The 9890-nt window shown below is 64.0% G+C and carries 9 protein-coding genes; 3 read left to right on the forward strand and 6 right to left on the reverse strand.

Annotation, left to right across the window (positions count from 1 at the left end; all coding sequences use genetic code 11):
• Positions 1-491: 491 nt before the first annotated feature.
• The 3 genes from AC1Q6I_RS34265 to AC1Q6I_RS34275 are packed head-to-tail and all read right to left on the reverse strand — an operon-like array spanning position 492 to position 2598.
• Complete coding sequence (locus tag AC1Q6I_RS34265) at positions 492-1088, reverse strand: glutathione S-transferase family protein (protein WP_102625703.1); 597 nt, start codon at positions 1086-1088, stop codon at positions 492-494.
• A 38-nt stretch (positions 1089-1126) separates the two neighbouring features.
• A complete protein-coding gene (gene mug, locus AC1Q6I_RS34270) occupies positions 1127-1639 on the reverse strand; it encodes a G/U mismatch-specific DNA glycosylase (RefSeq protein WP_102625702.1) in 513 nt (170 codons plus the stop codon).
• The gene (locus AC1Q6I_RS34275; RefSeq protein ID WP_069077386.1) at positions 1636-2598 is read right to left on the reverse strand and encodes an AraC family transcriptional regulator; all 963 of its coding nucleotides are present in this window, start codon (positions 2596-2598) and stop codon (positions 1636-1638) included. Before AC1Q6I_RS34275 ends, mug begins: the two co-directional genes overlap by 4 nt.
• Positions 2599-2698: 100 nt before the next feature.
• On the opposite strand from AC1Q6I_RS34275, the gene AC1Q6I_RS34280 reads away from it, so the two are divergent.
• The gene (locus AC1Q6I_RS34280) at positions 2699-3934 is read left to right on the forward strand and encodes an MFS transporter (protein ID WP_102625701.1); all 1236 of its coding nucleotides are present in this window, start codon (positions 2699-2701) and stop codon (positions 3932-3934) included.
• Positions 3935-3978: 44 nt separating this feature from the next.
• Positions 3979-4812: a glutathione-dependent disulfide-bond oxidoreductase gene (yghU, locus tag AC1Q6I_RS34285; RefSeq protein ID WP_069075738.1), complete on the forward strand. Its 834-nt coding sequence runs from the start codon at positions 3979-3981 to the stop codon at positions 4810-4812.
• A 78-nt stretch (positions 4813-4890) separates the two neighbouring features.
• Here the strand turns inward: yghU and AC1Q6I_RS34290 are convergent, their stop codons facing one another.
• Genes AC1Q6I_RS34290 through AC1Q6I_RS34300 form a run of 3 tightly spaced genes read right to left on the reverse strand, consistent with a single transcriptional unit; the run spans position 4891 to position 7632 of the window.
• The gene (locus tag AC1Q6I_RS34290; RefSeq protein ID WP_102625700.1) at positions 4891-5817 is read right to left on the reverse strand and encodes a sugar ABC transporter substrate-binding protein; all 927 of its coding nucleotides are present in this window, start codon (positions 5815-5817) and stop codon (positions 4891-4893) included.
• Between the two features lie 19 nt (positions 5818-5836).
• Positions 5837-6616 (reverse strand): TIM barrel protein, encoded by a 780-nt coding sequence (locus AC1Q6I_RS34295; protein WP_102625699.1) that lies wholly within the window; start codon positions 6614-6616, stop codon positions 5837-5839.
• Entirely contained in the window at positions 6616-7632 is a 1017-nt protein-coding gene (locus tag AC1Q6I_RS34300; protein WP_024074777.1) for a Gfo/Idh/MocA family oxidoreductase, read from the reverse strand. The genes AC1Q6I_RS34295 and AC1Q6I_RS34300 overlap by 1 nt, the downstream gene beginning before the upstream one ends.
• Before the next feature lie 185 nt (positions 7633-7817).
• On the opposite strand from AC1Q6I_RS34300, the gene AC1Q6I_RS34305 reads away from it, so the two are divergent.
• Positions 7818-9791, forward strand: coding sequence for a sigma-54 interaction domain-containing protein (locus AC1Q6I_RS34305; protein ID WP_102625698.1), 1974 nt, complete (start codon positions 7818-7820; stop codon positions 9789-9791).
• The last annotated feature ends 99 nt before the right edge of the window (positions 9792-9890 follow it).

Raw genomic sequence — 9890 nt, forward strand, 5'->3', positions numbered from 1 at the left:
GAGCAAACCTGACTATGGTCCATAATGTGTCAACCATGTCCCCGCACATGTGTCCACCATGTGTCCGGTCCATACAGAAAAGCGCCAAAAGTAACCAAAAACGCTTTGCCCCACCACTCGGCACCTCGCCTAGGCTCGGTGTGCCCGTAATCCGACATTGATTTGGGGGGCCGCCGCCCCGCGCCATCCATGGCGCGGGGCGGCTAAACCGGCATCCCTGCCGGTTTACCCCCCAAATCAATATCGAATTCCGGCCAGCGTGGTTTAACGGGGCGCCTGAGATCAAGATCAAAAGCAAGATCAAGATCTAAAGCAACGGCAAGATCAAGAGCGGCTCGCTTCGCATCGTGGTTACCGGGGCTGCTACAAAGTTGCTCCTGATACCCATGGTTATCGGGGGCTTGCCCCCGATGGCGGTGTATCAGTCAGTTCGTCCGTCACTGACCACCGCCATCGGGGGCAGGCCTCCTCTCTCATTTGAACTGCATCGCTTATTCAATCGGGTAACGCTTGAACGCCGGATGCTGCTCCAGCCGCTCGGCATGCCGTTGCAGATTAGGAAACGCATCCGCCTTGACCACCGATGCCACGGTGAACTGGCTGAACGACCAAGCAACCGCCGCGGTAATCGAGGCCTGGGTCAGTGCTTCGCTGTTGCCCACTTGCTTGTCCAGCAACGCATAGGCCGCGAGCAGTTGGCCGGTCACGCGCTCAAGCCAGGGTGCATGCAGTTTCTCGGCCGGGCGCAGGTTGTGTTCGTAGACGATCTGCACGCTCTTCTCACAGGCTGCCAGCGCCAGTCCCAGAACCTGCAAGTCCTTGGCAAGTGCCGTCGGTTGTTGGGGCAGCAGCTTCCTGTCAGTCGGGGCCAAGGCTTCGAGGTAGTCCAGGATCAGGCTGGAGTCCATCAATACCGTGCCATCGTCCAGCACCAGGGTAGGCGCCTTGACCACCGGGTTGATCTGCGCAAATTCGTTGAAGGTGCGGAACACGGACAAGGGTTCATGCTCAAAATCCACCCCGTACAAGTCCAGGGAAATTGCCACGCGGCGTACGTAAGGCGAGTCCAGCATGCCGATCAGTTTCATGAAGCCTCCATTGCTATCAGGGTGACGAGCTCAAGAGATTAAGGGCACTCGGTCGCCCGGCGCAATTGTTGATACGCCTGCACCAACTGCTCCAGGCTGAACGCCAGGTTGCGCCCGCTGGGGTTGGGCAGTACCCACACTGACGCACCGCCCAACACCTTTGGCTGCAAGCCCCAGCCGATCTCGCGTTGGCCGCTTAACGCGCTGTAGCCGGGCTTGCCGAGAAACGCCACGAAGCGCGGCGCGTAGTGGCGGATCTTCTGTTCGAAGCCCGCCGCCGCCTGTGTGAACTCATGTCGCGCCAGTTCACCCGCGCTGGCCGTGGGGCGTTCCACCAACGTGGTCAGGCCGCAGTGGTAGTGCAACAGCGTGCGGCCGTGCTCGGGGCGGATTTCATGGGGGGTGAAACCGGCCAGGTGCAGGGTGCGCCAGAAGCGGTTGCTGCGGTTGGCGAAGTGCAGGCCGAGGGCAGCGGAACCCTTGCCGGGGTTGATGCCGCAGAACACCACGTGCAGGTGCTCGGCGAGGATGTCTTCCAGCCCGGCGTTCATGCCGGGCTCCTGAAACCTTGGCGGCTGGCGCCCGGCGGTTGCCCGGTGATGCGTTTATAGGCGCGACTGAAGGCCGCCTGGGAGGTATAGCCGAGTCGGTACGCCACTTCTTCGATGGGCAGGCGCTCCAGGGTCAGCCACTGGCTGGCGAGGCGCATGCGCAGTTCGGTCACGTAACGCAGCGGTGGTACCCCCAGGGTGGCCTGGAAACGATCCGCGAACACCGAACGTGAGGTATGACAGTGCGCCGCCAGTTCGGCCACGCTCCAGTCGCGCCCCGGTTGCTGGTGCAGGGCGAGCAGGGCGCCCGCCAACCGGGTGTCGCGCAAGGCGGCCGCGAGGCCCGATGCATTGGCGCAGGCGCATTCGACCCAGCCCCGCACGATCATCGCCGCCACCACATCGGCCAGGCGCGCGAGGATGCCGGCATAACCGACGCGGGCACTGGAGACTTCGCGTTCCATCACCGCCAGGATCGGCATCAAGCCGGGGTAACGCTGGCCCCCGGCGTCGATCAGCATCAAGGCCGGCATCAGGTTGCCAAGGCCCTGGATGCTGTCGAGCTCGAACTCCATGCAGGCGCTGAACAGCAGGGTGCTGGGCGGCTCATCGGGCGAGGCATTCACGGCACACACGGTATCGCCCAGCGGTGCGGCGTCGAAGCTGGCGATGTCCTGCACGGGGTCATCCGCTTTGGACAACAACGCGTGGGCGCCACCATGGGCGATGAACACCGCATTACCGGCCGACAACTCAAAGAGGCTGCCGTCCTGCAGGCGCAGGGTCGCGCAGCCGGCGGCCAGAAAATGGAAATACGCGTGGCCCGGCTTGGCCGCAAAGCCGATACCGAACACCGGCCCGGCCTGGATGCGCCGGTACTGCACGCCGCGCAGGCGCATGCTGCGCAGCAGCTCATTGATCAGTTCGGAGGACAGGGCGAACGCGTTGTCGGTTGGCATATTCGGGGTTTCGGTCAAAAACTCAAGGGTTTTAATCATAGATCATCCAGAGAGCGGAACCTAGACTGGCCGTCACGCTAATGCCTGAGGATGTCTTGTGATGAATGATTGTGTGTCCCATGCCCCTGTCGATTGCAGGGTAGAACCGACCACGCCGGCGTGGATGGCGGTGTTTTCCCTGGCGATGGGCGTGTTCGGCCTGCTCACGGCGGAGTACCTGCCGGCCAGCCTGCTGACGCCGATGGCCCTGGACCTGGGCGTGTCCCAAGCGTTGGCCGGGCAAGCGGTCACGGTCACGGCGGTGGTGGCCTTGTTCGCCGGGTTGCTGGTGCCTGGCCTGACGCGCGGTATCGACCGGCGCCTGGTGCTGTTGGGGTTCTCCACGCTGATGATTGCGTCCAACCTGCTGGTGGCGTTCTCGTCCAGCCTGCTGGTGCTGTTGTTGATGCGCATCTTGCTGGGCATTGCCCTTGGCGGTTTCTGGAGCATGGCGGCGGCGGTTGCGATGCGCCTGGTACCGGCGGCGTTGCTGCCCCGTGCCCTGTCGATCATCTTCAGCGGCATTGCGCTGGGTACCGTCGTCGCAGTGCCGTTGGGCAGCTACCTCGGCGGCCTGTACGGCTGGCGCAGCGCGTTTGTTGCTGCCGCCGTCGTTGGCGTGGTGACCCTGGCGTTCCAGCTGTTCACACTGCCACGCCTGGCACCCCGTGGCACCGCACGCCTGCGCACCGTGCTTGATGTACTGCTGCGCCCCGGCATTGCCGTGGGCATGTTCGGCTGCGTGCTGGTGCACACCGGGCACTTCGCGCTGTTTACCTACATTCGCCCGTTCCTGGAAAGCACCACCGGGGTCGGCCCCCAAGGGCTGGCACTGATGCTGCTGGGGTTTGGCGTGGCGAATTTTGTCGGCACGCTGCTGGCCGGGTGGTTGCTGGTGCGCAATCCCCGTGGAACCCTGGTGTTGATGCCGGTCCTGGTGGGCGTCGCTGCGTTGGCCCTGGTGCTGCTGCCGGCATCGCTGCCGGGCCAGGCGTTGCTCCTGGCGCTGTGGGGCATGGCCTTCGGCGGCGTGCCGGTAGCGTGGTCGAACTGGGTGGCGCGTGCGGTGCCGGATCAGGCGGAAAGTGCCGGTGGCATGGTGGTCGCTTCGGTGCAATCGGCAATCGCGGCGGGTGCCGCTGGCGGGGGCGCGATGTTCAGTGCCACCGGTATCGACGGGGTGTTTCTGGGCGCGGGTTGCTTGATGCTGCTGGCGGCGTTGTTGATCGCCCTGCGTGTGCAGGTACCCCGGCACGCTGAGGCGGGGAGTGTGACGCACCACCCGTCTTTGGTTTAGTCTCAAGCGCTTCGCTGATCGCAAACGCTGCTGGAGTCGTAAGCATGACCGAGTATGTACCCCCGAAAGTCTGGACCTGGGACACCGAAAGCGGCGGCACCTTCGCCAGCATCAACCGCCCGATTGCCGGCGCCACCCATGAAAAGACACTGCCAATCGGCAAGCACCCGTTGCAGTTGTATTCCCTGGCCACGCCCAACGGGCAGAAGGTCACCATCCTGCTCGAAGAATTGCTGGCCCTGGGGCACCGCGGCGCGGAGTACGACGCCTGGCTGATCAAGATCGGCGATGGCGACCAGTTCGGCAGCGGCTTTGTCGCGGTCAACCCGAACTCCAAGATCCCGGCCTTGATGGACCACAGCGGCGCCCAGCCGATTCGCGTGTTCGAGTCCGGCGCGATCCTGCAGTACCTGGCCGAGAAGTTCGGCGCGTTCTTCCCCACCGAGCCAGCGGCCCGCGCGGAGTGCTTGTCGTGGCTGTTCTGGCAGATGGGCAGCGCGCCTTACCTGGGCGGTGGCTTCGGGCATTTCTATGCCTATGCACCGAGCAAGATGGAATACCCGATCAACCGTTTTGCCATGGAGACCAAGCGCCAACTGGACGTGCTTGACCAACGCCTGGCGGTGAGCGAATACATCGCCGGGGATGAATACACCATCGCCGACATTGCCATCTGGCCGTGGTACGGCGGGCTGGTCAAAGGCCGCTTGTATGGGGCCGCGGAGTTTCTGTCGGTGCATGAGTACAAACATGTACAGCGCTGGGCGGAGGCGATTGAAGCGCGGCCGGCGGTGCAGCGTGGGCGGCGGGTGAATCGGGTCTCGGGTGAGCCCCATGAGCAGTTGGCCGAGCGGCATGACGCAAGTGACCTGGACTGATTGAGATCCAGGTGTGGGGGAGGGGCGGGGCGACGATTCGACTTGCCCCTCCCACAGTTGGATGTCCTTATCTTCGATTTATTTGTAGCGCTGTTCGAACACCGCCACCTGTTCAGGCTTGATGAGCTCGAACGGCACCCACACCTCCGACTCGATCGGCTCGCCCTTGATCATCTTGATCGCCGACTGCACTGCCTGAGTGGCCTGGGCCTTGGGGTCCTGGAACACCGAGGCGGTGAGCATGCCTCGCTTGATCGCCGCCAAGCCGTCGGGCAAGCCGTCGATGCCGATAATTGCGATCTCACCCTTGGCCTTGCCCGCCTGTTGCAAGGCCATGGCCGCGCCAATCGCCATTTCATCGTTGTTGGCCACGATGGCATCGAACTCCGTGCCCGCCAGCAACCAGTTGCTGGTCAGGTCCATGCCCTTGCTGCGTTGCCACTCGGCGCTTTGCTGCTCCACCACCTTGATGCCGGGAAAGTCCTTGAGCACCTGCTTGGCGCCTTCGGTGCGGTCATGGGTGGCGTTCTGCGCGAGGTCGCCCATGATGATCGCCACATGGCCTTTGCCGCCGAGTTTGTCCGCGAGGTAGCGCATCTGCAATCGCCCGGCTTCGATATCGTTGGACGCCACGGTGACGACGCCCTTGGGCAAAGTGCGCTCATCCGGATGGCGGTTGACGTACACCAGCGGCGTCTTGGCCGCTACGGCGGCGCGGGTCATGTTGGCGGTGGCGGCGGTGTCCACCGGCAGCACGATCACGGCGTCGACTTTCTGGTTGAGAAAGCCTTCGACCTGGTTGAGCTGGCGCACCACGTCGCCCTGGGCGTCTTCGAACTGGATCTGCACGTCCTGTTGTTTAGCGGCATTTTCCAGGCCGGTGCGCACGTAGGTCATGAAATTATCGTCGACCCGCGCGATGCTCACGCCGATGCGATACGCGGCGAAGGTCCATTGGCTGAACAGCAGTAAAAACGCAGCAACAAGCAATGAATAGCGATGCATGAGGGTGTTCCTTTTATTGTTATAGGGTGAACGCTTGACGGAAACGCTCCAGGGCCAACTCACTGTCGCCGCTGGCCCAGCCTTCGAGGCCGACCACGCCGTTGTAGCCCATGGCGTGCAGGGCCCTGGCAATGGCCGGGTAGTGGATTTCGCCGGTGCCAGGCTCCTTGCGCCCGGGCACGTCGGCCACCTGGATTTCGCCGATGGCGCTGCCTGCGCGCTGGATCAGTTCGATCAGGTTTCCTTCGCCGATCTGCGCGTGGTACAGGTCCAGGTTCATCTTCAGGTGCGGGCTGCCCACCGCTTCGATCAGCGCCAGGGTGTCGTCGGCGCGGGCGAACGGAACGCCGGGGTGGTCGACCTCGGTGTTGAGGTTTTCCAGCAGGAACACGCGGCCGACGTCTTCGCCCAGGCGCGCGATTTTTTCCAGTGTCTTGCACGCGCTCAGCCACATGCGCCCGGTGGTCTGGCCCACGGGCTGCACCGGCAGGCCGCCGTCACCCAGGCCGGTGCCGTGCAGGTTGAGGCTGGGGCAGTTCAGGCGCTCGGCGACGCCGATGGATTCGCGCGCGCTGTCGAGCAGTTGGCGGATGCCGTCGGGGTCGGTAAGGCTGCCGCTGATATAGCCGGTCATCGAGGTGAAATCGGCGCCGGTGGCGGCGAGGGCGCTGATGTCCTTGTGGGTCCAATTCCAGATCTCGGCGCTGAAACCCAGTGCGTGGATGCGCTTCACGCGCTCGATGAAGGGCAGGTCGAGAAACACCATCTCGGCACTGATCGCCAGTTTGAACGGGCTCATCAGCGGGCTCCCTGCACGGCCACGGCCTTGCCGGTTTCGAACGACTCGATGCAGGCGCGGGCGATCGCCAGGGCGGCGCGCGCGTCTTCACCACTGGCCATGGGCTTGGCGCCGCTGCGCAAGCAGTCGACAAAGTGGTTGAGTTCGGCGATGTAGGCGTCGCGCAGCAGGTCGGTGTCCATACGCTGGGTGTCGGCCTGGATGCCCTGGGCCAGGTAGCGCACCAGGTCGGAGTCGTTGAGGCTGCCCATGCTCAGCATGCCGGCGCTACCGAACACTTCGCCGCGCACGTCGTAGCCGTACACTGCCTGGAAGTTGGCCTCGGCGGTGGCGATGGCGCCGTTGTCGAAGCGGATCGCGACCACGGCGGTGTCGAGGAAGCCTTTGCTTTTGTACTCCGGCGCGATCAGTGCGTCGGCCATCACATACACCTGCACCGCTTCGGCACCGGGGTTGAGGTAGCGCAGGGTGTCGAAGTCGTGGATCAGGGTTTCCAGGAAGATCACCCATTGCGGCGAATTGGCCGGGTTATTGAGTGCCGGGTCGCGGGTCAGCGAGCGCAACAGCTGCGGCGTGCCGATGCGGCCGGCCGCCACGTCGAGGTGGGCGGTGCGGAAGCTCTTGGCGAAGCGCCGATTGAAACCGACCTGCAGCGGCACGCGCGCATCGGCCGCGGCGGCAATGGCGCGGTCGGCTTCGTCGAGGGTGATGGCCATGGGTTTTTCGCAGAAGATCCCCTTGCCGGCGCGAGCGGCGCTGATCACCAGTTCGGCGTGGCTGCGGGCGGGGGCGGCGATGAGGACGCCGTCGATGTCCGGGTCGTCGAGCAACTGCTGCGGGTCGGTGTAGACCTTGTCCACCCCCAGTTCGGCCGCCAGGCGTGCGGCTTGGCCGGGAGTGGGGTCGGCGATGGCGGCGAGGGTCGCGCCGGGGATGTGTCGCGCAGCGGTCAAACCGTGGAAGCTGCCCATGCGACCAGCACCGATCAAGCCCAGGCGGATATTCTGTGTACTCATGAAATGACCCCTTTTTATTGTTGGCCGCAGGACAGCCCTGACTGGCAAAGGGGCAGGAGCAAAGGTTATGCCAATTTATAAGTGACTGATAATTAACAGTTTATAAAATACAATAAACAAAATGTGTTCATTCTGATGACATGCCTATACTGACATGTCAAAAACATGAACATGGGTACCTCACGATGAGCATGGCGTTCAGCATGCAAGACCTCGACTACCTGACGGCCCTGGGGCCGGCGGCGCTGAACGACGGCCCCATTGCCGCGCTGGAACACGCGTGGCGCGCCTGCCTGGCCGGGCAGGTGCAGCGCCCGGCCGAGGTGCGCCAGGTAATCTGGGACTCGTGGCGGCGCAGTGTCGATGCCGATATCGACCCGCAGGACAGTCAATACCGCTTCGCCGCCGCCGACACGCTGGCGACCACCCTGGCCAGCCACCGCGTGCTGATCGCCGCCGCCGCGCAAGTCATGCACGGCTTGTTGGCCTACAACCCTCGCGGCCATATCAACCTCACCGACGCCGACGGCATCACCCTGTATTTCTGCGGGCTGGACATCACCCCCGTCGGCAGTCGCCTGCTCGAATCAGTCCAGGGCACCAATTGCACCGGCCTGGCCCTGGCCGAAGACCGCCTGGTGTACGTGCTGGCCGAGGAGAACTTCGGCAGTGGCCTGCGCCAACGCCGCATGCACTGCGCCGCCGCGCCGATCAGGAATGCCCAGGGCCAGACCCTGGCGATGCTGACCCTCACCGCCGAGCCCGGCTGGTTTCACTTTCACACCCTCGGCACCGTGCAAGCCGCCGCCGAAGCGGTCTCTCGCCAGATGGCCCTGCAAGCGCTGTTGGAAGAGCAGCAAACCGTGCTCGAAGTCCTCAACGAGGGCCTGGTGGTGCTCGATGAGCGTGGCTGCATCAAGGCGCTCAACCGTTATGCCCGGCAACTGTTCGGGGTGGGGCTGGAACTGATCGGCAGCCCGTTCCAGCGCCTGGGCCGCAGTGAGTTGAGTGACGCCATTCTTCTACGCGGCGGTGAGCCGGTGCGTGACCTCGATTGCACCTTCCACCTGCGCGACCGCAGCCAGCTCGCCTGCCTGGTCTCGGTGTGCCCGCTGGAGCAGGGCGGGGTGATCGTGTCACTGCGCGAGAACCGCCGCATCCGCGAAATCACCCGGCGCATCATCAGCACCCAGGCCCGCTATACCTTCGACACCATCCAGGGCACGTCGCGGGCGATCCAGGACGCGCTGCACCTGGGGCGTATCGCCAGTCGCAGTGAATCCACCACCCTGATCCTCGGCGAAAGCGGCACCGGCAAGGAACTGTTCGCCCAGGCCATCCACAACGCCAGCGACCGCGCCAACGGCCCGTTCGTGGCGGTCAACTGCGGCGCGATCCCACGCGACCTGGTGCAGAGCGAGCTGTTCGGGCATGTCGAAGGCGCATTCACCGGCTCGGCCCGTGGCGGGTCGGCGGGCAAGTTTGAACTGGCGGATGGCGGTACGATCTTTCTGGATGAGATTGGCGATATGTCCTTCGACGCTCAGGTCAGCCTGCTGCGAGTGTTGCAGGAAGGCGAGATCACCCGCGTCGGCGCGAAAAACTCACGGCAGGTGGACGTGCGCATCATCGCCGCGACCCACCGCAACCTTAGCCAGGCGGTGGCCGAAGGCGCGTTCCGTGAAGACCTCTACTACCGCCTCAACGTACTGAACCTGACCGTACCGCCGTTGCGCATGCGCCGTGAAGACATCCCGTTGCTGGCGCGGCACTTCCTTACACGCTGTGCTCGTTCGCTGCGTAAAGCGGTGCAGGGCTTTGCCCCGGAGGCGCTGGAATTGCTCTCGGCCTACGCCTGGCCGGGCAATGTGCGCGAGCTGGAAAACAGCATCGAGCGCGCCACCAACCTGGCGACAGGCGAGTTGATCCAGGCGGCCGATCTGCCTCTGGAAACCAGACCGCGCGCCACGCTGCGCCACCACGAACCTCAGCCCGCCCAGGACCTGAGCAGCCACGAAATGCACGCCATCGTCGCCGCACTCAAAAGCACCGGCGGCAACATCCGCCTGGCCGCCCGGCAACTGAACGTATCGCGGGGTGGGTTGTACAACAAGATGAGTCGATTCGGCCTGAATGCCGGCGATTTTCGCGGCGCGTAAATTCAAAATGTGGGAGGGGCAAGCCCTAATGCCGTTCAGTTAAGGCTTTTTTGTAGGAGCGAGCTTGCTCGCGAAAAACGTCAACGATAACGCGTGTTT

The sequence above is a fragment of the Pseudomonas sp. MPR-R2A5 genome, from assembly GCF_058793055.1.

Excerpts from the sequence above, each read along its gene's own strand:
- AC1Q6I_RS34265 (WP_102625703.1), bottom strand. The coding sequence starts at position 1,088 with ATGAAACTGATCGGCATGCTGGACTCGCCTTACGTACGCCGCGTGGCA.
- mug (WP_102625702.1), bottom strand. The coding sequence starts at position 1,639 with ATGAACGCCGGGCTGGAAGACATCCTCGCCGAGCACCTGCACGTGGTG.
- AC1Q6I_RS34275 (WP_069077386.1), bottom strand. The coding sequence starts at position 2,598 with ATGCCAACCGACAACGCGTTCGCCCTGTCCTCCGAACTGATCAATGAG.
- AC1Q6I_RS34280 (WP_102625701.1), top strand. The coding sequence starts at position 2,699 with ATGAATGATTGTGTGTCCCATGCCCCTGTCGATTGCAGGGTAGAACCG.
- yghU (WP_069075738.1), top strand. The coding sequence starts at position 3,979 with ATGACCGAGTATGTACCCCCGAAAGTCTGGACCTGGGACACCGAAAGC.
- AC1Q6I_RS34290 (WP_102625700.1), bottom strand. The coding sequence starts at position 5,817 with ATGCATCGCTATTCATTGCTTGTTGCTGCGTTTTTACTGCTGTTCAGC.
- AC1Q6I_RS34295 (WP_102625699.1), bottom strand. The coding sequence starts at position 6,616 with ATGAGCCCGTTCAAACTGGCGATCAGTGCCGAGATGGTGTTTCTCGAC.
- AC1Q6I_RS34300 (WP_024074777.1), bottom strand. The coding sequence starts at position 7,632 with ATGAGTACACAGAATATCCGCCTGGGCTTGATCGGTGCTGGTCGCATG.
- AC1Q6I_RS34305 (WP_102625698.1), top strand. The coding sequence starts at position 7,818 with ATGAGCATGGCGTTCAGCATGCAAGACCTCGACTACCTGACGGCCCTG.